Raw genomic sequence first — 22763 nt, forward strand, 5'->3', positions numbered from 1 at the left:
ATTCGCTTCCATGTTGCGGTCATTTAGGAACGCATCAAGGTTAGCGAATCCGTCGTGAAACGCCGACCACCCTTCGCGGGGCGCCAAAAGACACGGGTCGTTACATCGCCGCCGATTCGGGCGTTTGGATCGAACGGATGAAGTTGATCAGGTGCCAAACGTCGTCCTGTTCGAATTCACCATCGACAAATGTGGCCGCGGGCATGGGAGTTCCATCGATGCCTTGGGTGATTCGTCGATACAGATCTTGCGAAGACGAACCGCCACGGAAAATGCCTTCGGCAAAATTTCGCGGCAAGGCATTACGGGGCTCCAGGGCTCCGCGTGCCATCATTGGTATCAATGCGTCGCGATCTTCGGGTTTCAACCCAACTCGCGTCGTCCAGTCCTTGGTCCAGTCGTCGTAGTCGGTCGTCTGGCCGTTCCCGAGGCCATCATCGCCGTGGCATTTGTTGCAAGCGGCCAGCTTTCCGACGAACAGCTTCTGGCCTCGTTCAACCGATGCCTTGAACGCTTCGGCTTGCTTGCCGGTCGAAAACTTGACGACATCTTGTTGGTTTTCTGCCAACGGCAGATCCGACGGGGGCTGGGGAACCTCTAGCACTTCCTCGTCCGATTCCAACCACGCTTCGCCGATCTCACCGGCATAGTCTTCGGCATATTCCCAATCTTCTTCATATTGTTCGTAGATGGCCAATTCGGATTTGACGTCTTCGGCAAGGGTGTCTTCATCCGCATCGGCGGCCGCTTCCATCGCTGCTTGAAGCGATTCGTCACCCCGAAGCTTTTCGGCGAATTCCGAATTGATGATTCGGCCACCGTCTTCGATGATGCCATCGAACATGGCACCATCGACAGCTTGTCGTTCAAGTTCGCCTCGCCAAGACAGGTAGATGACATAGTCGACCAAGGCCTTGATGTCGTCTTCGGTCAAGCTCGGAATCTTGACCATGGCCGTGCCACCGATGCCATGACGGATCAGTTTGGCGAGGTCGTCTTTGGTCGGCTTAACACCGCGCGGTGTCGATTTGAACTTAAAAACGCCCATTCGATAATCGCGTGGGTACGGCATTTGAATCGCGCCCGTTGATCCGCGACCGTCGCCCGTCACGCCGTGGCAGACGACGCAGTGCTTTTGGAATAGGCCACGACCTTCGGCGTCCGCCGGACCAGACGCTCGCGTTAGATTTTCCATCGAAACGATCGACGCCAAGTCTCCGTCGGCAACCACCATATCAGGCAATTTCGGATCGGTCGGCGTACCGAACATCGTTGTCGCCAACCAATAAGCATCTTTGGACGCTTGGTCCATCGATACGTCTTTTTGAATTTGGTACTTCATCGTGTGAACCAGGTTCGGCTCAAACGCGAGCGGTTTTTCCGGTCGGATTCCACATCCGGAAAACCCTAAAACCGAAAGGGCCAAGGCGGCGAGGCTCGCCTCGCGTCCAAATTCACGACCGCGACTAGAAATATTCATGATTCAAACACTTTAAAGCGGGAAATCGATCCTTTGATTTTATAACGACGGCAACGGCTATGCGCCGGTGCACATTGTCGCGGCCGCCTGCAGGGCTCGGTCGATTCGGATCGCCACCTCTTTAGAACCGATAATTGCGAGCGTTTCAAACATCCCAAATCCGGCGGGTGTCCCCGTCGCGGCGACGCGAAGCGCGTGAATGATGTCCGTCAGTTCGACGCCTGCCGCATCGCAGAACCCATGAACCGCGGAATCGGCTTCCTCGGAACTGGTCCACGCCAAGCCGTCTTGGATCGCGCCGCGGAAACCGGCTAGCAAGTCGCGGGCGTTTTCCGGTTTGCAGATTCGCTTTTGAAATGCCTTTTCGTCGAATTCAAAGTTGCCTGAAAAGCAGTAATCGAAGTTCAGGATGTCTCCGGCCATCTTCAATCGGTCGCCGGCGCCTTCGACAATCAAGCGAAGCTTTTCATCGGCACCGTCGCCGTCGAGCAAGCCCGCGGACTTCGCGAACGGCCGCACTCGGGCCAGCCGCGTTTCGGTCGGCAACGCCGCGAAGTAGTCACCTTGAAACGACGTCAATTTACGAGGGTCGAACGATGCCGGTGCCTTGTTGACTCGCTCGAGCGTGAAGTGCTTGATCATTTCCTCGACAGTGAATTTCTCCGTTTCGCCGTCAAGCGACCACCCCAGCAGCAGCAGGTAGTTCAAAATGGCTTCCGGGTCGAAACCGATCTCGCGATAGAAGTCGATGATGACCGGATTGAACGTGTCGGCTTCGGTCGGAATGTTGCATCGCGCGGCGATCGCACGACCTTGGCCCAACAGCTGGGCAAAGTCTTTGTTCTTTTCGTACTTGGCCAGTTTCCGTTTGCTCAGTTTTGCTGAACCACCGGGCTCGGCGACGTACGGCAGGTGGGCGTATTGGGGACGTTCGTAGCCGAGCGATTCGAGAATGAAGATCTGCCGCGGCGTGTTGGGGAGGTGTTCTTCGGCGCGAACGACGTGGGTAATTTCTAGATCGTGGTCATCGACGACGGTGGCCAAGTGATACAAGCAACTGCCATCGGCACGTTGAATGACGTGATCCTGTTCGGTCGCCCATTCGACAACCACTTCGCCACGGACAAGATCGTCGATGATGCATTGGCCTTCGCGTGGCATCTTCAAACGCACGGTTGCCGTTCGGCCTTCGGCTTCGAAAGCCTTTGCCGCCGCATCGTCGGCCGCCATCCAACGTCGGTCGTAAAAGAACCGACCGCCCTTCTTTTCGGCTTCTTCACGCAGGGCTTGCAGTTCCTCGGGTCGCGCATAGTCGCGATAGGCGTGTCCGGACGCCAACAGCTCTTCGGCGGCGGCTTTGTGCGATTCGCTTCTTTGAGATTGGTAGTACGGTTCGTGAGGTCCGCCAACGTCGGGACCTTCGTCCCAATCCATCCCAAGCCATTTGAAACCGTCCAAGATCGGTTGCAGTGCTTCGGTCACGTTGCGTCCCGCGTCGGTGTCGTCGATTCGCAAAACGAATTGGCCACCGGATTGCCGAGCGAGCAGCCAATTGAACAAAGCCGATCGAACGCCACCGATGTGAAGGTAACCGGTCGGCGAAGGGGCAAAGCGGGTTCGAATCATGGAAGTGGGTTTCGGGTATCAGGTGGCCAGGTTCAAATGCCTGGGGAAGATGGACGCAGCCATGGTTTTAACGCTGCGGACGGACTCCTGAAACCTGACGCTTATTGTCACGTGACTTCGAACAGTTCGGCGGTATCCAAGATCGCTTGCGGTCGGCACTGGGGTGCCAATGGATCGGGAGGGACGACGACGCGAATACTTCGGTAATGTTTTCCGTCGCTGGCGGTCATGACGTGGATTCGGGATGCCGGCACGTCAACGACCCAGTATTCGGAGACGCCACTTTCGGCGTAGATGTCTGCTTTCTCCCGCAAATCCAACGACAGGCTGCTGTCGGAAACTTCGATCAGCAGCAGAACGTCATCGGCCGTGGGGCGAGTTCGCCCGTAGCGCCGCGGCTTTAGCCAGAGTAGATCCGGCTCAGGCCGATTGTCGTCGCACACGAAACCGCATTGAACGCGAATGGTCGCGTCAATCGCGGAGGTGTTCGTGGTTGACCAGCGTGTCAGGAAGTCGATGTAGTCATCGTGAATGGGTCCAGACGGGTTCATAAAGCGCAACGCGCCTCGGATCAGTTCCATTTTTCGAGGGCCGAGCCCATCGAAGGCACCACGATCAACCATCGAGTCGAATTCCGAACCCGTAATATTGGTCGATGTACACATGCTTGGCCTCCCGGATCTATTTCGTCATTCGTTTCTTTCAAGGCATTCTTCAGTAAAGGTCGACGCGGTGGGCTAGCCTAATTGTTCTCGCAGCGTCTTCATGCCTCGGTGCATCAGGCCGGCGATAGCGCCGGTTGTCTTGTCCATTTGTTCGGCGACTTCGGCCAACTTCATGCCTTCGAGATAGTGAAGCCGGATGGCTTCGGCTTGGGCGGCTGGCAATCGCTCGACGGCATCGGACAATTTTACGATGTGTTCGCCGATCATCACGTTTTGGCTGGGCGTGGGCGAATCGCCGGCGAGCAAGCCTTCCAGCCGTAGCGAGCTTTGGGCCAGCTTTTGTTCCATCGATTGTTCGCGGCGAACATCGCGTTTGTCGCGGTGCATGTCGCGATCGAGGTGACACAGATGGTGGGCCAGAATCTGACGCAACCACCCACGAAACTCGGCTTCGGTCCCGCCGCGAAATCCATCGAGTCCCTGAACGGCCTGCATCATGACCTGCTGGACCATGTCGGATGCACCAACCTTGGCTTGATAGGCTTTGCGAGCGTTGGTCCGGGCGAGCATCCGCAGGTACGGTTCGTACTTGGCGATGATCGCGGGGTCGCTGACGTCGATGGGTTCAGAATCGTTTTCGTGCATGTGTTTTTCTCGCCCCTTCAAGGCTGTTGATCGAGAACCTGTTCGATCGATTCGATCACCGCACTCGCCAGGATGTCAAGCTCTTCCATTGTCGCCACGAGCGGTGGCATCGCGACGATGACATCGGTCAACGGTCGAACCCAGACGCCGCGATCGACCGCGGCTCGGCAGACGTTGCGGCCTATTTGTCGATTCGAGTCAAACGGTGTTTTTGTTTCTCGATCAGCCACGATCTCGATTCCCACCATCAATCCTCGGCCGCGAATGTCGCCGACGTTGGGGTGGTTCAAGAGTCCCGACAAACGCTTCCGCAAATGATTCGCTTTTTGATCGACGGAAGCGACCAAGTCGGTTTCGTCGAACAGTTCGATCGACGCAATTGCCGCAGCGGCGGCCAAAGGGTTGCCGCTGAACGTGTGCCCATGAAAAAACTGTTTCGAGTCTGTGGCCGGCGCCAGGAACGCATCAAAAACATGAGGTCGAGCAATCGTCGCGGCCATCGGTAAATAGCCGCCGGTCAATCCTTTGCCCAAGCACAAAATATCGGGAGTCACCGATTCGTGTTCGCATGCGAATAGGCGCCCGGTGCGTCCGAATCCCGTTGCCACTTCGTCGACGACCATCAGCACGTTGAACTCGTCGCACAGTTCGCGAACGGCCGACAACAGACCGACGGGGTGCGTGATCATGCCGGCGGCGCCCTGCACCAGCGGTTCCATGACGACGGCGGCAAGCTGGTGATGGTGGTCGTGCAACAGTTCTCGGAATTGGCTGAGATAGAATTCCAGGGGATCAACCTCCTCGGGGACTCGATAGGTACACGGAACGGGGCCGCGGATGGGCGAAAACAGGATCGGTGCAAAAAGTTGGTGAAAGTACTCGATGCCGCCCAGCGACACCGCGCCGGTCGTGTCGCCGTGGTAGGCTCCGCCGAGGGCCAGGAATTGAGTCTTTTCGGGCTGCGGCATGGGCGTTTGCCGCCAATACTGGAACGCCATCTTCAGTGCCGCTTCGACCGCCGATGCCCCGTCACTGCTAAAAAATGTGTGGGCAAGGTCGCCGGGGGTGACTTCGGCCAACCGAGTGGCCAAGATTTCGGTCGTCTCGGCCGACATTCCCAGCGTCGTCACGTGGGCGACACGGTCGAGTTGGTCACGGATCGCGGCGTCGATTTTGGGATGCCGGTGTCCGTGGACGTTGCACCAAAGGCTGGAAACGCCGTCAAAGAGACGTCTGCCGTCGGTCGTGGTCAGCCAGCAACCGTCGGCTTTGCGAACGACGATTGGGTCGAAGTCGGCCATTGGCGTGAATCCTCGCCAATGAGCGTCGGTGGTTTTGCCAACTGCTAAATTCATCGCGTTTGAGGTTCGCGTAGACTGGGGGAAACGGTAAAGTTTGGCTGTGTCGCGGTAAGTGAACAGCGTCGCACGAATCGAACAAGGGAGTGAACACTCGATGGCACGTGAAGCAGTCTACCAACAATCAGATCCCGAGACCTCAGTCGCAGAGGAGTTGCCGCGCGAGCCCGACACGTCGCTGCGTCCGCGCCGTATGGATGAAATGGTTGGCCAGCGGGATGTGATCGAACGGTTGAAGATCGCCATCGAAGCCGCCCAGAAACGCGGCGAGCCGCTCGGGCACATTCTGTTCGACGGACCGCCGGGGCTGGGCAAGACGACCTTCGCGACGGTGATCCCGGCGGAAATGGGGACGTCGGTGCAAATGGCAAACGGCGCGGGAATGAAGGCGCCAAAGGATCTGCTGCCGTATCTGACGAATCTGTCCGAAGGCAGCGTCTTGTTCATCGATGAAATTCACCGCATCCCCAAAGCAGTCGAAGAATATCTTTATACCGCGATGGAAGACTTTCGGATCGATATCGTCCTGGGCGAAGGCGTCAGCGCGCGGACGCTGAACTATGAACTGCGTCCGTTCACATTGATCGGCGCGACGACGCGTGCGGGGATGCTGAGCGCGCCGCTGCGAGACCGTTTTCAAATCCGTGAACACTTAGGTTGGTATGCGGATCAAGAGTTGTGTGAGATCGTGCGTCGCAATTCGGTCAAGTTGAATATGCCGATCGACGATGACTCGGCCGCGGTGATCGCCGCCCGCAGTCGTCGCACGCCGCGGTTGGCGAACAACCGCCTGCTCTGGGTTCGTGACTACTCGCAAAGCAAGGCTGAGGGAAAAGTCACCGGGCCGATCGCGACTGCGGCGCTGGACATGATCGGGATCGACACGCTTGGGCTGGATAAACAGGACCGAGGATATCTGGATACGCTGATGCGAGTCTTTGTCGGCGGTCCGGCGGGACTCGAGGCGATCGCACACACGATGAACGTCAGCGGCGATACGCTGGAAGACGAAGTCGAACCGTTCCTGCTTCGCAGCGAATTGATCGTGCGTACCCGGCGCGGGCGAATGATGACGACGAAGGGATACGCTCACATGAAACAAACGCCGCCCAACCGACCGTAGTTGTCGATCGAGCAGCGTGGTCAAAACCGTTACGACGCCGGGTCTTTCCCGTCGATCCACGGTCCGCCCAATTTCATGTAATCGGGTTCTTCCAGCGTGCTTCCCGTGTCACCGGCGGTCCATCCGGAGATGTGCTTGGCCGGCATTCGCTTTTTCGAACGTTCTTCCCATTGCTTGGCCCAAGTTGCATCGGCTTCGCGAACGGTCAATTCCGTCGGGTCGATCATGTACGCTTTGCCTTCGCGATAACTCTTGGCACCCAGGATCACCGTCGCAATCGCGGCCGCACCCAGCAACGGGTCGTTGTTGCACATCGCCGGGTCATTCGCTTCCATCGCGTCGATCCAGTTGGCGAAGTGCGCGTACGTCGTATCGCCGACTTTTTCCGTTGCGATGCGTTCGGCCTTCAGCTTGCTGTCGCGAGTCACTTGAGATCGTTCGGGAATGAAATCGAACCCGTCGAACTGTTCGCCGTTACCAAATTCGAACGTTCCAAAGTGGCCTCGAATCGATTGTTTGATCGGCGTTTCCTGGCAAGCCATCGTGGCGGTGACCAAGCCTTGGACGCCTTCGTTGAAATCGGCAACCACGGTCGCGACATCAGGAACTTCGCGTCCATCGTATTCCACATAAATCCCGCCCGCGCCGACGACGCGACCGGGGAAACGCAATCCGGTTGCCTTCAACATCGACGTCGTGCGGTGGACGAACAAGTCCGTGAACATGCCCGATCCAAATGGCCAGAAACGACGCCACTGCTTGTAGACTTCGCGGTCAAAGTCTTGGTGCTCTGCCAAGCCTTCTTCGACGCCCAGCCATTTTTTCCAATTGATGTTGGTCGGGTTCATTTGCGGTTCCAACTTGTAGTACCGCCATTGACCCTGGGCCGAATTGCGGAAGTACTCGGTCTGGTACATCAAGACCTTTCCGAGCTTGCCGCTGGTCAGCAATTGATTGACTTGGTTCCAAACCGGCAAACTGGTCGACTGGACGCCGACCTGCATCACCTGACCGGTTTTCTTCCACGTGTTCATCACATCAATCGCTTCCTCGACCGTTTTCGTCATCGGCTTTTCACAATAGACGTGAAGGCCTGCGTTGAGCGAGTCGATCGTTTGCTTGGCGTGCCAGTGATCCGGCGTGCCGATGCAAACAGCATCCAAATCTTCCATCGCGATCATGTCGAGATAGTCTTCGTACTTCGTCGGCGCGACGCCCGTTTCTTTTTCGATGTGCTTGGCGGCTTTGTCACGGTGCTCGCTGTAGACGTCGCAGACGGCGACCAATTCAATGGCTCGGCCTTCGACTTGCAGTTTTGCCAGCGTCTTGACGTGTGCTCCGAATCCTCGCCCCCCCGGGCCGATGAATCCGATTCGAAGTTTGCTGTTCGCATCAGCAGCGTGGGATGAAGCGGGCTTGGCAACGGCGGCTCCGACAGTGGCGACTGCGGCACCGGCTTGAATGAATTGCCGACGGGAGGGTTGGCTAGCGGATTGGTTATCTGACATGGCGGGTTCCTGAAAACAGTGATGGGGAGAGGCTGACCATCGTAAACGAAACCCTTGCTCATTTCACGTCGTGTGATCGATTACATTGGGGAGGATTCTCCGTGCGAGACTCCCCCCTGACGAATGAACTTCGATCCTCCTGAAACGGCCCCGCCATGAAACCGATTTTCCAAGCGTTCGCGATCCTGCTGGTCGCGATCTCTCAAGCCCATGCCGCCGATCGGCCCAATATTTTGTGGATCACCAGCGAAGACAACGGGCCAGAGGTGGGTTGCTATGGCGATAGTTACGCCGACACGCCAAACATTGACGCATTCGCGGCCAAGTCGATGCGGTACCGAACATGTTGGTCCAATGCGCCGGTTTGTGCCCCGGCACGAACCACCATCATCAGTGGGATGTACGCACCGGCACTGGGCGGCGAACACATGCGTAGCGGGGTGAAGCTTCCGGAAGGAATGAAGTTGTATCCGCAAGTTTTACGCCAAGCCGGATACTACTGCACCAACAACAGCAAGACCGACTACAACTTCGCGTCCGATGAAGCCGGATGGCACCAGTCCAACGGTAAGGCGCATTGGCGAAATCGTCCCGACAAGGAAACTCCTTTCTTTTCGATCTTTAACTTCACGGTTAGCCACGAGAGCAAGATCCGCGTTCGGCCGCACACGCCAGTCCACGATCCTGCCAAAGCGGTGCTGCCGTCGTACCATCCCGACACCCCCGAAGTTCGTCGTGACTGGGCACAGTATTACGACAAAGTTACGCAAATGGATGGCGATGTTGGACGGGTTTTGAAGCAACTCGAAGCCGACGGTTTGACCGATTCGACCATCGTGTTTTATTACGGTGACCACGGTTCCGGCATGCCGCGCAGCAAGCGATGGCCGTTCGATTCGGGGCTGAGAGTGCCAATGGTGCTGCACGTGCCTGAGAAATATCAAGACCTTGCACCGGAGTACTATTTGTCCGGCGGCGTATCTGAACGATTGATTTCGTTTGTCGACTTGGCGCCGACAGCGATCAGTTTGGCCGGTGGCGAAATCCCAAGCAATATGCAAGGCGTCGCGTTCGCCGGTCCTAAAAATGGACCCGCGAAACCGTATGTGTTCGGTTTCCGCGGCCGTATGGACGAGCGTATTGACATGGTTCGATCGTGTACCGATGGCCGTTACGTCTATATGCGTCATTTCTATCCTGAGCGACCGTACTTAAAGCATGTCGCGTACATGTTCGAGACGCCGACGACTGCGGTTTGGAAACGCATGTTTGATGCCGGCGAACTGAATGAAGTGCAAGCGAAATTTTGGAAGGCCAAGCCGGTGGAGGAAATGTTCGACCTGGAAAGCGATCCGGACGAAACCGTGAACATCGCGACTCTTCCCGAACATGCCGCTCGCGTGACCCAGATGCGAAACGCGATCAAAGACTGGATGATTTCGATGGGCGATGTGGGACTCGTTCCCGAAGCTGAAATGCACCGACTTGCCGGTGACACGGCGCCAAGGACTTGGGCGATGGAACACGTCGACTTTAAGAGTCTGGTCCCGTTGGCTTTTGATGCATTGGACATCGAGGGTGGTTTGCCAACCGAAAAATTGGTCAGCTTGGCAGCGGACGAAGATTCGATCGTTCGTTGGTGGGCAGTTCGCGGGTTGTCGCTGCGACCGTCCAGCCCCGATCGAAATTCGGCGTTGGTCAAAGCGATGGCCGACGAATCACCCAGTGTCGCAATCGCGGCCTGTGACGGGCTAGTGGCGTCGCCCGATCATCGTGAAATCGTAATCGAGCGTTTGACGCAGCTGTCCGATGTCAACAAGTTCGGTTCCTACGCACCGATCGCGGCGTTGAACGTCCTGGACATGAACGCCCATTTGGATGCGGACGAAAAGTCTCGCTTGGTCGAATTGCCTCGGAAGACCAAACTTTCGCCCAAACGGGGTGGCGAGTATGTCGGCCGATTGCTGGATGACCTGAAGTAAGGTTTGATAGGAAGCTCTGGACAAACTTACTTCGAGGAACTGACATCGATGGAAATTCTTGGCGGGCCGTTCTACAGCGTCGCCGGCGCCGGCGAATCACACGGGCCGGCCGTGACGACGATCGTGATGGGTTGCCCGCCAGGACAATACATCCGGCGATCCGACGTGCAAGCGTTCTTGGATCGTCGCCGCCCGGGCGGAAACAAACATGGCACGCCTCGAAATGAAAAAGACAAAGTCATTTTCTTGTCAGGACTGTACCAGGACGACCATGAAAAACTGTTGGGCGGATCGTCGTTGTCAGCAACCGTGGACGGCGGCACGTTCGAAACCGAAGGGTTCGAAGAGGGTTACACGACGGGCGAACCGATCGCGGCGATCGTACTTTCGACGAGCAAGAAATCCGGCGACTACACCCAGTTCGCTGGCCCAACGGGCGAGGTCCGACCGGGTCACACCGATCTGGTCAAGTTTCACAAGTCGGCCGGGTTCGTCGATGTCCGCGGTGGCGGTCGATCGAGTTACCGAGCCACGATCACGGACGTCATCGGTGGCTCGATCGCCCGCCTATTGCTGCAAGAAAAGTTTGGCACGGTCATTTTGTCGTCGATCTCGCAAGTCGGTTCACTGAAGGCAAAGCAAAGCCTGGCCGATCGGTTCAATGCGTCCCCGACGCCTCGGATCGGCCGGGAACAAATCGAATCCACGCTTGCGGAACTCGCCGCCGCAGAGATCTCGTCAATCGACAAGGACTTTGCCGACGAAGCGGCCGATTTGATCAAGGAGACTCGAAAACGCGGTGATTCGCTTGGCGCGGCTGTCGAAGTGGTTGCGGTAAATGTGCCGCCGCTGTTGGGCGATCCGCTCTATCAAAGCCTGAAGGTGCGGTTGATGGGTGCGCTCGGTGGACTCAACGCGGTTCAATCGTGCGAAGTCGGTTCCGGGATCGATGTCATCGAGCGTGTGGGCAGCCAGAACAATGATCCGATTCGATCGAAGGGCTACACTAGCAACACGCACGGTGGTTTGCTGGGCGGAATGACGACCGGAATGCCATTGGTGTTGCGAGTCGGTTTTAAGCCCACGTCAACGATCAACATCGCTCAGAAGTCAGTACGGAAAAACTTGGAAGAGATCGATTTCGAACTGGAAAAAGGTCGCCATGATCCATGCGTCGGCGTGCGAGCGGGTGTGACGCTGGAATCGCGCGTGGCGATCGAATTGCTGAACGCCGCACTGAGCCATCAGGCCGGTAAATTGACCAGCGACGTGTCGAAACTGTTTTAGGTCGTTGCTTTTGGTACGGTTGGCTGGGCCGATCGTTTTTCGTATCGCACGCGATAGACCGGGATGTGCTGCTGGATGCTGCGGCGTTCAAAGTGGGTGCGGTAGTCCAGGTCGTGGGTCGCCTCGACTTCCTCTTCCGGAATCGGCACGCCAAACTCGGGTGCGATTTCCGCGATCAACTCGATCGTTTGTTCGAAGTAATCCAGCACGTCGGTCCAGAAGTGGAAACGCCCGCCAACGCGAAGAGCTTTCGAAAAGTTTTGAACGCTGGTGGTGTTCACGACACGTCGTTTGCGATGCTTTTTTTTCCACCAGGGATCGGGGAAGTACACGTGGACGGCTTCCAAGCTCTCGGCCGCAATTTTCTTCTCGAACAACGGTTCGGCATTCCCGCTGATCATGATTGCATTGGTGACGCCAGCCTTCCGTAATCGGCCGGCCGCATGCGAGGCGTACTTGCCGATGATTTCGACGCCCAGAAAATTGTGTTTCGGGTGTGCGGCGGACTCGGTCGCCATGAACAGCCCCTTCCCCGAACCCACTTCGATTTCCAGCGGCAGGTCGTTGCCGAACATCGTTTGGCTGCTAAGCGACTCAGGAAGTTGCTCGATTTCTCGAAACACGGCCGTTAAATCCACGTTCGGTTTGGGGCTGCGGATCTGTTGGCGGGGCATGGTTGACGAGGGTTGAGGGAGTGAAATGGTCGAAAGTGGAAGCTCGAAAACGGCTTTCCGAGCCACAATCGTAACTTTCTTGGAATTCCCTACAATGCTGGACCGTTCCTGCCCCCGACCCCCTCGATGCGTGCGACACGATGCCCAAGGCTGATGCCGACTTTAGCGGACTCCAAATCGCGGCCCTGGAAAGCCGTCGAGCTGCCGACATGAATCGCATGATTCGTCGCTGTGGCGGCACCGCGCACGTCAGCCCGTCGATGCGAGAGGTGCCGATCGAGCCCAATCGTGGCGCGATCGACTTTGCCTACCGCGTGATCACTGGCGACATCAACATCGTAATCCTCATGACCGGCGTCGGGTTTCGTTACCTGCTGAAGGCGATCGAACGGCATCTGGACCAGCAGCGATTTCTCGATTCGTTGTCCGACGTGATCACGATTTGCCGCGGCCCGAAACCGGCTGCCGCGATGCGTGAGTTTGGTTTGACGTCGACGCATCGAGTCCCCGAGCCCAACACGTGGCGTGAATTGCTGCAGACGATCGACGCCCACGTTCCGGTCGCCAATCAAGTCGTGGGATTGCAAGAGTACGGCATTACCAACGCATCTTTGGTCGCCGGTTTGGAAGCCCGTGGGGCCACCGTTGAACCGGTTCGCGTATACGGATGGGAGTTCCCCGAAGACGTCGCGCCGTTGGAAGCGAACGTCCGCGCCATCGCCGCGGGCGAGCGCGACATGCTGCTGCTGACCAGCGCCCACCAAGTCGTCAACATGCTTCGCATGGCCGAGCAATTGGATTTGGTCGAACCGCTGCGTGCCGGACTGCATCGAACCGTCATTTCGTCCATCGGTCCGACGACATCTCAGATGCTCGAAGAGTGCGATATCCACGTCGATTTTGAACCGAGTCATCCCAAAATGGGACACTTGGTGACGGAATCGGCCGCACGCTGCGAAGCGATGGTGGCATCGAAACGTCGGCTATTTTCAACTTCCCCCCAATACCGGAGCCAACCTGTGCCGCACGTTTCTGACCAGAGTCTATTCATGCGAGCATGTCGCGGCGAAGCGACCGAGCGGACGCCGGTGTGGTTGATGCGCCAAGCCGGTCGCTACATGGCGGAATACCGGGAAGTCCGCGCCAAGCAATCATTCTTGGAACTGTGCGCCAATCCGACGCTGTGCAGCGAAATCATGTGTACGGCGGTCGATCGATTGAAAGTCGATGCGGCGATCATCTTTTCCGATCTGCTGCCGATTTTGGTGCCGATGGGTTTCGATTTGGAGTTCGTTGCCGGTGACGGGCCGGTGATCCACAATCCGATTCGCGAAGCCGACGATCTGGCCCGCGTCAAGGAACTCGACGATCCACAGCAGCTCGATTTTGTCTATGAAACCGTCCGACAAACGCGAGCCGATTTGCCGGAAACGATTCCTCTAATCGGCTTCGCCGGTTCGCCATTCACCTTGGCCAGTTACGCGATCGAAGGTGGCGGCAGCCGGCAATACACCAACACGAAACGGTTGATGCAAACCGACTTCGGCGCGTGGAATGCCTTGATGGAGAAATTGTCCGGCGCGATCACAGTTTATTTGAATCATCAAATCGATGCCGGCGCCCAGTGTGTTCAGTTGTTTGACAGTTGGGCGGGGTGCCTTTCGCCGACCGATTACGTAAAGTTCGTTTTGCCGTGGATGAAACAGATCATTGCGGGCATTTCGCCCGGTGTTCCGGTGATCAACTTTGCAACCGGCAATCCCGAATTATTGCCGTTGTTGCGAGGCGATCGTCGCACCGTCGTCGGCGTCGATTGGCGGATCGGACTCGATACGGCCTGGCAGCGCATCGGTCACGACTGTGCCGTTCAAGGCAACCTCGATCCGTCGGTCTTGTTGGCCAATCCCGATGTCATTCGCGTTCGTGTCGCCGACGTGCTCGGTCAAGCCGGTGGCCGGCCGGGTCACATCTTCAACCTCGGACACGGCGTGCTCAAAGAAACTCCGGTGGAACATGCGATCGCCCTCGTCGACGCGGTGAAGGAACTTTCTCGTCGAGAGCCCGAAGCGTCGTGAATCCTCTCGCCATCGTCTGTCCGTTCTGCCCGCTTCATTGTGACGATCTCCTCGTCGACAAAGACGGTGAGCTGAACGTCGCGTGTTCGATCGCGTCGCAGGCGTTTGCTGCGGCCGTGGAACCGAATCCGATCGCACGCGAAGCCGTGATGCCGCCCCCGAGCGGCGTCGTACGGTTGGCGGCGTCCCAGGTTTCGCTTTCCGAAGCTCGCGACTTGGCAGGCTTGCTTCGCACCGGCCGAATCGAATTGACGGTGGACGAAACGCCGACCCAAGCAGCCCTTCGCGCCGCGATCGCTCGGGACGGCAACATCTCGGCAACGTTGGGAGATGTGCGTAAACATGCCAACGTCGTTTGGAGCGTTGGTGATTGCACGGCCTCGATGCCGCGGATCTGGGAACGAGTCGGTTGTGATCCGGTCATCGTCGACGCAATCGGTGCGAACGAATTGGCCGACCTGGTTTACGAAATCGATTCGGGCGCCACGCAGGTTGATACGCTTGGAAACGCTCTCAAATCAGCGAAGTATCTGGCCGTCATCGTGTCGCCCAGTGCTTTTCGATCCGGCGAAGAAACCGTCACGGCCGAATTGCTGGTCCGCGCGGTGTTGCGATGGAACCAGGCTTCACGTCGCGCGGTGTTGGTGTCGCTTGACCCGGCCGCGATGCTTCGTTCGGTTGCGGGTTGGCATACCAATTTGCGATTGCCCCGAACGACCGGGCCGGTGGATGTGCGTATGGGGACGCCGATAACTGGTGCGTACCCCGCGGAGTTACAGATCGGCGGGATCGATCCGGGGACACCCTTAGCTGCCTCGTACGTTCCCGCTGCGGTGGCCGGAGTTCACTTCGCTGATGCGATCATCCGAGGCGACGCAACGGTAACACTGCCGCTCGATAAAATCACGGCCGGCGTGAACGAGCGGCGTTCCGGGCGAGAAATCCTAGACGCATGCGGGCTGTTTGGGATGAACGAAAAATAAGTGTCCGCCCCCTTTTGTGCGAAGCACACGAAGGGCCGCTGTACCACTACGACGCCGACGACCGACTCGAAGGAGTCAGCCTCGATTACGTCAACCCTCAAGACGTAAGCCAAAGACCTCACTACGCCTATCACTACGACGAACGGGGCAACCAAACCGGCATCGTCGACCCGCTGGGCCGCGAGACCCGTTTCACCTTCACCGACCAAGGCCAACAGGAATCCCGCACGCTGCCGCTGAGTTTTGGCACCGACGGCATCTCCGGAACCCCCGACGATCGGTCAGCGAAACATTCAGCGATGCGAAAAGAAGCGAACTGCTCCAAAATTTGTTGCCACTTGCCTGTCCTTTTCCTTGCCAATGGTGTGGTGCAACTGAAATTCGTCGACCACGGCGTCAGAGTGACCCAGGTTGGTCATGTCCGCCAACACGTCCTTGCAACCATTGCGGCGACAGTTTTGCCGGTGTTCGCCGGTGCTAAAAAACAGGTGAGCGATGCTGTATTTGGGAAGTAAAATCTCGCGACAGCTTCGCGCGGCACACGTAAAAAAAGGGGATGCACCGCCAGATTCGGTGGCAACTTTACTCTCGGGTCCAAAGTAGAGTCTCTTTGGTAAATAGTGTCCGTCCAATTTGCATATCAAAAAGGACAAGCTGCTCGGCTGGCAAATTGAAGGGGGCTTCGGTCAACCGGATCGGTCGAGATCCTCCATCGGTTGTTTCTGAATTCGGCTCTTGGAACTCTCGCATTTTCCCAAGAAAATTCAATCGACTGCGTTTCATTTTGCGATAGTCATTGGTCAACAATGCGTAACGATAGCGATTGAGATTGCCCGACAAAAATTTTTGCACCGACTCGTTCGACAAATGCTGGAGCACGTCTTTGCAAATGCACAGATCGGCAGACGGCAATTCGTCACTGGTCAGATCCGCGCAAGCGAATCGTATCTTATCGCCTCCGTGTTCACGATTGAGTTCTTCCGATAGCGACGGAACGATGTCGACGCCGGTGTAGTCAACACGCGACCAGTCAATGTTTCTAGAAAAACTCCAGTCGCCGCAGCCAATATCAACAACGGATTGGATTTCTTCTCGCGCCACCACTTTCTCCAAACAGTCCACGTACTCTTTTAGTCGAAAAGGCTCGGAACCGGGCCCGCTTCGCGAAGTGCTTCCCCATTCGTGGTTGTTGTAAATGCTTGCAAATTTGGATTGGCGGTTCATAGCTTTGGACATTTTTGTGATGTGGGCGAGCAACCGAGTTTCGCCTTGTCCGCTTGGCACGCGGAGGGAAACTCGAAGGCCAATAAAATGCTTTGGTGTCGATACCTGTGAAGGCGATTTTAAAAGGTCGATTTCGGCCCTGCGTTGGCAGTCCTACGATATCTGGCAAGTGGCAGCTAGTCGGATCGCAGCGGGTAACTTGCTATTCTTGAAGATTTTTGATTCCTCCACAACTGAAACCTGATCGCGAAACAGGCCAATCGACATGCATTGAATCGAAACACTCTCCACCGCGAGCGTCGAAAGCTGAACAAGGAAAGGTGTCAGGACTGAATGGCACTGCCGCTGGCTTCTGACGTTTTTGGCGCAGCATTAAGAACCGCGAAGGCGACGCGTTTGTGAAAATTGAATTTTTGTCAGTGCGAACATTTTTCCTGTTCCGACGTGGACCAGTCTGCCTGTATCATTCGCATCGACGTGGCCTTCCCTGGCGTTTGGTGTATGAAAACTTTGGTCAGGGAAGGCCCATGTCGTTTTACTCCAAGTTTCCGCGTGACGCATCGTCATTTCGCATCTTCAGCGATTCGATGCTGCAAGATTCATCGCTTCCGCTCAGTGATGTGATTGATCAATCCGTGTTCGATGAGGCGTTTGAACTCTTTGATGTCGATTTCTCTTGCGACGACGATGCCGTTTACACACCCGCGCTGGTGCTGTGGGCGTTGCTCTCGCAGGCGTTGTTCAAAGATGAGCAGCGAAGCTGCAACGCCGCCGTGACACGAATCGCTGCGTGGTGGGCTGCTCAAGGCCGGGTCGTTGATGACACCAACAGCGGCGCGTATTGTCGAGCAAGGCAGAAAATCTCCGATGAGCTCGTCGCGCACTTAGTCCGTACCATCGCACAGCGTGCCGAAAAATCGAGCGACCTTGCCGAACCGCTCGATGACGAGCAAGCTGAAGCGATGCTCACGCCAAGAGCGATCGCCGACGTTAAATCCAAGCCTCTCGCGGGCCGCGTTTTGATGGTTGATGGGTTCACGGTCGACGCTGCTGATACGCCGGAGAACCAAAAAGAGTATCCGCAAAATCCTTCGCAAGAAGAGGGCCTCGGCTTTCCCCTGCTGCGATGTGTTTCATTGGTTTCGATGGCGACGGGAATGCTGGTGGATCTAGCGATCGCACCCTACTGTGGCAAAGAGACCGGCGAGACGGCATTGCTTCGACAGATGATTGATTCACTTGGCCCCGGTGACGTGTTGGTGGCTGATTCCTACTACTGCACTTACTGGTTGCTGGCGATGTGCCAGGCTCGCGGCGTCGAAGTGGTGATGAAGAATCATCACAAACGTGATGACCACCCTGAGGACGCCGTGCGAATTTGCAAAGGTCAGCGAAAGGTTGTTTGGCCCAGGCCGCAGCGTCCAACATGGATGAGCCGAGAAGAATATGCGTTGATGCCAAAGCAAGTTGAAGTCCGCTTGGTCGACATCAAAGTAGACGAACCAGGTTTTCGTCCGGAAGGATTTACGATTGCTACCACCATCGTCGATCACCGAGTCTATACCGATACTTGGATCGGTTCGGTCTATCAGAGTCGTTGGCTGGTTGAATTAGATATTCGCTCAATCAAGTGCTCGTTGGGAATGGACATCTTGCGAGCGAAAACACCGCCAATGGTTCGGACGGAATTGTGGTCGTGCCTGCTGGCCTACAACTTAACTCGATTGAAAATGTTGCAAAGTGGCATCGACGGCTCCCGCGACGTTCGGTCGATGAGCTTTACTCGGAGCATGGTTCTGCTGGGAACATCGTGGCTGCTCTGCGGCGCACGGGGCGTGAATGATTCATTGGTCGAACTTGGGCAAGCTCAGCCACTCGACGAGCTCGTGGGTCATCGCGAAGGCCGCATCGAACCGCGAGCGAATAAACGCAGGCCGAAAGTTCTCAAGCTATTGACCGCCCCACGCGCCGCCTATCAAGTTCAACTGGGCAGCGCCGCGTGAACGTAAATCATTTGATACCAAGCGGCAGTGCCATTCGGGTCAGACCCCTTTGTTTTAGCGGGCTTCTACCAACGCATCAGTGCGGTGCCCCAGGCCAGGCCGGCGCCGAAACCACACAGCAGAACCAGGTCGCCCGATTTGATTCGACCACCACGGACCGCTTCGTCGAGTGCAAGCGGGATACTCGCTCCCGATGTGTTGCCGTAGCGGTTCAAGTTGACAAACACTTTCTCTGGTGCAACGTCTAGATCAGAAACGGCTGAGTCGATGATCCGCTGGTTGGCCTGGTGAAGAATCACCATATCCAGGTCTTTCGAGTCGATACCGGCATCGGCAAGCACGTCTTTTGCACTCTCGTCAAATACGCGTACCGCCCATTTGAAAACGTTGCGACCGTCCATTGTCAAGTATTGCAGTCCTTCGGCGATCGTTTGCGGCGTCAATGCGGTGCGAGTGCCACCGGCCGGAATGCAGAGCATGTCGCCGCCACAGCCTTCGCTGCCGACTTGGTAAGACAGGATGCCTTGAGGATTCGATTCGTCCGCCACCAGCAGTGCGGCACCGGCAGCATCACCGAACAACGGATAAGTTTTTTTGTCATCTGGGTCGACGGTTCGGCTCATCAAATCTGCGCCGACCACCAGCACGCACTTGCTGTTTCCAGCGGCGATAAACTGTGACGCTGTGATCAGACCGTACATGAACCCGGCACAGGCGGCGTTGACGTCCATTGCCGGTGCGGTGGCACCGAGTCGTCGCTGCAGGTGACACGCCGTCGAAGGCGTCGGATGATCGGGGGTGATGGTGGCGACGATGATCAAGTCGATGTCATCGGCCGTCACGCCGGCCTGGGCCATGCATCGGACGGACGCTTCGTAACAAAGATCGCTCGTCGCTTGATCGTCGGCGGCACGGCGACGTTCATGGATTCCGGTTCGGCGAACGATCCATTCGCTGTCGCAACCCAGCGCCGCCAAGTCTTCGTTGGTCACGATGCGTTCGGGCACATACGAACCCGTCGCGGCGATCCGGACACTCGCGATTTTGCCCATGCGTCCGCGAGTCGGAATCGGTGACTCTCGAGTTTCGCATTCGGGAGAGTCAGTGGGTGCGGGAGACGTCGATTCGGTCATGCTGGCCGCGTGATTACAAACGGAACGGGGTACAATCGAAACAAGATCAGGCGCCCCGCCGGAGCGCCCGTAAACCGGAAGTATAGCGAGATTGAATTTTCCTTGTTAGATCACGCCAGAACCATACGTCGAGCCATTATTGGTGCAATCCTGTTGGCGATCGGTATCGTCGTGCATTGGACGCTGTCGGCCCCGAAACCGGATATCTTTCGTATCACAGGTGCCTCGATGGCACCCACGATGATGGGGGAAACACGCCAAGCTCGGTGCCAGCCATGCGGACTGGATTGGCCGGTCGACGCAGCGATGGCCGACTACGGCGTGTGCTGGCACTGTGGCGAGCCGGTGAAAGCCGACGAGCCGAAGGCGGGTGACCGCGTCGAGGTGCGGGCGATTGATGAGATTCGCACCGGTGACCTCGTCGCCTTTCATCGCGACGATCTTGCCAGCGTCAAACGCATCGTCGGTGTTCCCGGAGCCACTATTGGACTTCGCGGATTAGAATTGCGGGTGAATGATCGGGCGATTCGAAGCGAGGCTCGATTACCGGTTGACTTGGACGATCATCGTGCGGTGTCGCGATGGCGTCCGACCATTCGATCCGAGGATCGACATTGGAGCTTGGATGCTCGCGACGCGACATGGATCGTTTATCACCACGCAAGCGTGCACGACCAAAACCGCCCCAGTCCCGTGTGGGACGACTATCCGGTCAACCTGGGCCTGTCTCGTCCACTTGAATCGGTTCAAAATCTTGAACTCTGCTGCGACGTGATCGACGCTTCGACGGATGCCGTGTTGCGAGTGCTTCAGTACGGCGACTCAGGAATCTGCTTCGCGGACGTGATGCTTCGTGCGGGTGAGAAGGTTTATATCTCGGCGGACCAACTGTTCTCCGGCAAGCTACATGAGCTTGCACCGGAGACGCCCATCGCCTTCCGCATCCAGTCTGGTTCCGCCGCCGTAGCCGGTTTGTCGATCTACCGATCGGTGTTGTACCGACTTCGGCGGCGTGACGACCGCAGCCGATATCCGATCGCCCTCGGCGACGGGCAATACTTTGTCCTTGGCGACAACGTACCCATTTCGATCGACAGCCGCGATCATGGCCCGATCCCCGAGTCTAAAATCATCGGCAAAGTGGTCGTGCTGCCGTCCTCGCCTTAGGTTGATTGGCAACGGCGGTGGCGAGTCTTCTTTCCGGCCCTTATAACCAACGACGATAGAAATCGGCTGTTTTGGGAGTCTCGTCGACGATGCAACGTAGCGTTGGTTTAATTTTCTTTGGCGTCTTTGCGATTGCCGGACTGGGACTTGGTGTTGTCACGCTTGGCGGGCTGGCCCGTTGGTTCGGTGGGCTGGGTTGGCAGTCCGTGCCAGCGACCGCCGAGGTGTTGCGGATCGACGAAGACCGTGATTCCGAGGGAACGTCCTATCGGATCGAGTGTCGCTATCGGTATCAGTTTGGTGCACAGGAATTCGTGAGCGATCGAGTCAGCTTCTTTGACGTCGGTTCGTCCAGCGACACCTACGCAAGAACATTGCATCGTGAACTGTACGCTGCCAATGAGGCCGGCACGATGACTTGCTTGGTCAATCCCAGCGATCCGTCGCAAGCGGTTCTTGATGGTCGGATTCAATCGGCGATGCTCGGTTTTACGCTCTTGTTTTTGATGTCGCACGGCAGCGTCGGTGTTGCCGGACTGGCGTATTTGTGGGCGACTGTACCACCGCGCCTGGACGATGGGCGTTATCGGTTGGTTTCCGATCACGCGGGCAAACGCTCGTCGTCGATCGCGATGCTGGGTCTGCACAGTGTTTCGTTGGCCATGGCCGTCACGATCGCGATTTCGGGAATTGGGGCTGGGCAATGGGGCGCGATCGTGCCGATGGTTTTGGCGGCGGTTTCCGCCGTGGTTGTCTACTTTTGCTGGCGATACGTTTTCGAAAAGCAGCCTTCGATCGGCCGGCTTTGGTTGCCCGACCAGGACGGAAAAACCATGGGTTTGAGATTGCCGTGGTCGGCTGCGGAACCGATCGATTTGGAAATCCGATGGGTTTTGCCGCCGCGTGATTCCGAGCAAACCGGCGTGGAAAACATTGAATCCCCCGGCGAGTCGGTGCAAGGTCGCGTCCTAGATCAGCGGATCGAATTCGATGCTTCCGCACCGCCGTCGCAGTGGTGGGATAAGGCCGCTTCGGAATCGCCGACGAAGGTGAAGCTAGAAATGGTGGGGACGATTGCCGGCCGCGGCTACCAAGACTCGTTCACATTGACAGGGGATGCGTTGGCGGCGGTGCGACCGTCGCCTACTTGAGCTTCGGCGTCGATACGCATCAACTGACGCATCACCATCCGCCGCGTTTCAACCGGAGCCATCGACTTGTCGGCCAAAGAAGAACATATCCTCGTTATTCCCGCTTCCGTCATTGATGCGATCGGCGATCTCAATGGATTCGAGCCCGATGTGGATCGATTCTTGCAACCGATTCTGGCCAGTGATGCGTTGGCGTTTCACCCGCGCAGTCAGATGGAAACAGATCCGTCGTTCAAGCAATTGATCCCGTACGTTTTGCTGGAATGGACCGACGGCGACGGAGTCGTCCACCTGTTCACGTACACTCGGGGCGGCGGTTCAGGTGAAAAACGCCTTCACGCAAAACGTAGCGTCGGCATTGGCGGTCACATCAGCGAAGAAGACGCCGCCGGCGGTGCCGATCCATACGCGACCGGAATGCAGCGAGAACTCGCCGAAGAAATCCAGCTCGCCTCGGACTACACCGAATCAAAAGCCGGACTGATATACGATCCGTCCAACGACGTCGGCAAGGTTCACGTCGGCGTCGTCCACCGATTCGTGTTGAAGAGTCCGGAAGTAAAAAGTAACGAAGCCGACTTGGCCGACGGCGGCTTCGTCGCGGTCGAAACGCTGAAGGCAGAACGCGACGGTTTGGAAACGTGGAGCCAATTGGCCATCGACGCAATCTACGGTTGAT

Annotated in this window: 19 protein-coding genes; 10 read left to right on the forward strand and 9 right to left on the reverse strand. The window is 57.1% G+C overall.

What is annotated here, in order from left to right:
- Positions 1–100: 100 nt before the first annotated feature.
- The 5 genes from Poly51_RS15075 to bioA all read right to left on the reverse strand — a co-directional run bounded on the left by Poly51_RS15075 (position 101) and on the right by bioA (position 5771).
- Positions 101–1480, reverse strand: a complete 1380-nt coding sequence (locus Poly51_RS15075) for a c-type cytochrome (RefSeq protein WP_146458642.1) — start codon at positions 1478–1480, stop codon at positions 101–103.
- Between the two features lie 57 nt (positions 1481–1537).
- Entirely contained in the window at positions 1538–3106 is a 1569-nt protein-coding gene (gene gltX / locus Poly51_RS15080; RefSeq protein WP_146458643.1) for a glutamate--tRNA ligase, read from the reverse strand.
- 107 nt (positions 3107–3213) lie between these two features.
- Entirely contained in the window at positions 3214–3771 is a 558-nt protein-coding gene (locus tag Poly51_RS15085) for a Uma2 family endonuclease (protein WP_146458644.1), read from the reverse strand.
- Positions 3772–3843: 72 nt separating this feature from the next.
- Positions 3844–4416, reverse strand: a complete 573-nt coding sequence (locus Poly51_RS15090; RefSeq protein ID WP_146458645.1) for a sigma-70 family RNA polymerase sigma factor — start codon at positions 4414–4416, stop codon at positions 3844–3846.
- A 17-nt stretch (positions 4417–4433) separates the two neighbouring features.
- Positions 4434–5771 (reverse strand): adenosylmethionine--8-amino-7-oxononanoate transaminase, encoded by a 1338-nt coding sequence (bioA, locus tag Poly51_RS15095; RefSeq protein ID WP_146458646.1) that lies wholly within the window; start codon positions 5769–5771, stop codon positions 4434–4436.
- A gap of 100 nt (positions 5772–5871) precedes the next feature.
- Between bioA and ruvB the strand changes: the two genes are divergently transcribed.
- Positions 5872–6897 (forward strand): Holliday junction branch migration DNA helicase RuvB, encoded by a 1026-nt coding sequence (gene ruvB / locus Poly51_RS15100; protein WP_146458647.1) that lies wholly within the window; start codon positions 5872–5874, stop codon positions 6895–6897.
- Between the two features lie 29 nt (positions 6898–6926).
- Here ruvB and Poly51_RS15105 read toward each other — a convergent pair whose 3' ends face one another.
- Positions 6927–8405: a Gfo/Idh/MocA family protein gene (locus Poly51_RS15105; RefSeq protein ID WP_146458648.1), complete on the reverse strand. Its 1479-nt coding sequence runs from the start codon at positions 8403–8405 to the stop codon at positions 6927–6929.
- Positions 8406–8560: 155 nt separating this feature from the next.
- On the opposite strand from Poly51_RS15105, the gene Poly51_RS15110 reads away from it, so the two are divergent.
- Entirely contained in the window at positions 8561–10387 is a 1827-nt protein-coding gene (locus tag Poly51_RS15110) for a sulfatase-like hydrolase/transferase (protein WP_146458649.1), read from the forward strand.
- A 48-nt stretch (positions 10388–10435) separates the two neighbouring features.
- The gene (gene aroC, locus Poly51_RS15115) at positions 10436–11674 is read left to right on the forward strand and encodes a chorismate synthase (RefSeq protein WP_146458650.1); all 1239 of its coding nucleotides are present in this window, start codon (positions 10436–10438) and stop codon (positions 11672–11674) included.
- Here the strand turns inward: aroC and trmB are convergent.
- Entirely contained in the window at positions 11671–12348 is a 678-nt protein-coding gene (gene trmB / locus Poly51_RS15120) for a tRNA (guanosine(46)-N7)-methyltransferase TrmB (RefSeq protein WP_146458651.1), read from the reverse strand. The genes aroC and trmB overlap by 4 nt on opposite strands.
- A 140-nt stretch (positions 12349–12488) precedes the next feature.
- On the opposite strand from trmB, the gene hemE reads away from it, so the two are divergent.
- The 3 genes from hemE to Poly51_RS15135 are packed head-to-tail and all read left to right on the forward strand — an operon-like array spanning position 12489 to position 15921.
- On the forward strand, positions 12489–14423 hold the full coding sequence (gene hemE, locus Poly51_RS15125; protein WP_146458652.1) for a uroporphyrinogen decarboxylase: 1935 nt from the start codon (positions 12489–12491) through the stop codon (positions 14421–14423).
- The gene (locus Poly51_RS15130) at positions 14420–15406 is read left to right on the forward strand and encodes a hypothetical protein (protein WP_146458653.1); all 987 of its coding nucleotides are present in this window, start codon (positions 14420–14422) and stop codon (positions 15404–15406) included. Before hemE ends, Poly51_RS15130 begins: the two co-directional genes overlap by 4 nt.
- 14 nt (positions 15407–15420) lie before the next feature.
- Positions 15421–15921, forward strand: coding sequence for an RHS repeat domain-containing protein (locus Poly51_RS15135; RefSeq protein ID WP_186775576.1), 501 nt, complete (start codon positions 15421–15423; stop codon positions 15919–15921).
- 67 nt (positions 15922–15988) lie between these two features.
- Here the strand turns inward: Poly51_RS15135 and Poly51_RS15140 are convergent, their stop codons facing one another.
- Positions 15989–16507 carry a class I SAM-dependent methyltransferase gene (locus Poly51_RS15140; RefSeq protein ID WP_186775577.1) on the reverse strand — a complete coding sequence of 173 codons (519 nt, stop codon included), beginning with the start codon at positions 16505–16507 and terminating at the stop codon, positions 15989–15991.
- A 650-nt stretch (positions 16508–17157) separates the two neighbouring features.
- On the opposite strand from Poly51_RS15140, the gene Poly51_RS15145 reads away from it, so the two are divergent.
- The gene (locus tag Poly51_RS15145; RefSeq protein ID WP_146458656.1) at positions 17158–18633 is read left to right on the forward strand and encodes an IS4 family transposase; all 1476 of its coding nucleotides are present in this window, start codon (positions 17158–17160) and stop codon (positions 18631–18633) included.
- A gap of 65 nt (positions 18634–18698) precedes the next feature.
- On the opposite strand, the gene Poly51_RS15150 is transcribed toward Poly51_RS15145, so the two are convergent.
- A complete protein-coding gene (locus tag Poly51_RS15150; protein WP_246114524.1) occupies positions 18699–19766 on the reverse strand; it encodes a beta-ketoacyl-ACP synthase III in 1068 nt (355 codons plus the stop codon).
- Positions 19767–19868: 102 nt separating this feature from the next.
- Here Poly51_RS15150 and Poly51_RS15155 point away from each other — a divergent pair, with 102 nt between their 5' ends.
- The 3 genes from Poly51_RS15155 to Poly51_RS15165 all read left to right on the forward strand — a co-directional run bounded on the left by Poly51_RS15155 (position 19869) and on the right by Poly51_RS15165 (position 22762).
- A complete protein-coding gene (locus Poly51_RS15155; protein ID WP_146458657.1) occupies positions 19869–20933 on the forward strand; it encodes a S26 family signal peptidase in 1065 nt (354 codons plus the stop codon).
- Between the two features lie 89 nt (positions 20934–21022).
- The gene (locus Poly51_RS15160) at positions 21023–22084 is read left to right on the forward strand and encodes a DUF3592 domain-containing protein (RefSeq protein WP_146458658.1); all 1062 of its coding nucleotides are present in this window, start codon (positions 21023–21025) and stop codon (positions 22082–22084) included.
- A 66-nt stretch (positions 22085–22150) separates the two neighbouring features.
- Entirely contained in the window at positions 22151–22762 is a 612-nt protein-coding gene (locus Poly51_RS15165) for a phosphoesterase (RefSeq protein ID WP_186775578.1), read from the forward strand.
- Position 22763: the final 1 nt, after the last annotated feature.

It is taken from the genome of Rubripirellula tenax (assembly GCF_007860125.1).
GTDB classification, from domain to species: Bacteria; Planctomycetota; Planctomycetia; order Pirellulales; family Pirellulaceae; genus Rubripirellula; species Rubripirellula tenax.

Coding starts and splice junctions, on each gene's coding strand:
- Poly51_RS15075 (WP_146458642.1), bottom strand. CDS start 1,480: ATGAATATTTCTAGTCGCGGTCGTGAATTTGGACGCGAGGCGAGCCTC.
- gltX (WP_146458643.1), bottom strand. CDS start 3,106: ATGATTCGAACCCGCTTTGCCCCTTCGCCGACCGGTTACCTTCACATC.
- Poly51_RS15085 (WP_146458644.1), bottom strand. CDS start 3,771: ATGTGTACATCGACCAATATTACGGGTTCGGAATTCGACTCGATGGTT.
- Poly51_RS15090 (WP_146458645.1), bottom strand. CDS start 4,416: ATGCACGAAAACGATTCTGAACCCATCGACGTCAGCGACCCCGCGATC.
- bioA (WP_146458646.1), bottom strand. CDS start 5,771: ATGAATTTAGCAGTTGGCAAAACCACCGACGCTCATTGGCGAGGATTC.
- ruvB (WP_146458647.1), top strand. CDS start 5,872: ATGGCACGTGAAGCAGTCTACCAACAATCAGATCCCGAGACCTCAGTC.
- Poly51_RS15105 (WP_146458648.1), bottom strand. CDS start 8,405: ATGTCAGATAACCAATCCGCTAGCCAACCCTCCCGTCGGCAATTCATT.
- Poly51_RS15110 (WP_146458649.1), top strand. CDS start 8,561: ATGAAACCGATTTTCCAAGCGTTCGCGATCCTGCTGGTCGCGATCTCT.
- aroC (WP_146458650.1), top strand. CDS start 10,436: ATGGAAATTCTTGGCGGGCCGTTCTACAGCGTCGCCGGCGCCGGCGAA.
- trmB (WP_146458651.1), bottom strand. CDS start 12,348: ATGCCCCGCCAACAGATCCGCAGCCCCAAACCGAACGTGGATTTAACG.
- hemE (WP_146458652.1), top strand. CDS start 12,489: ATGCCCAAGGCTGATGCCGACTTTAGCGGACTCCAAATCGCGGCCCTG.
- Poly51_RS15145 (WP_146458656.1), top strand. CDS start 17,158: ATGTCGTTTTACTCCAAGTTTCCGCGTGACGCATCGTCATTTCGCATC.
- Poly51_RS15150 (WP_246114524.1), bottom strand. CDS start 19,766: ATGACCGAATCGACGTCTCCCGCACCCACTGACTCTCCCGAATGCGAA.
- Poly51_RS15160 (WP_146458658.1), top strand. CDS start 21,023: ATGCAACGTAGCGTTGGTTTAATTTTCTTTGGCGTCTTTGCGATTGCC.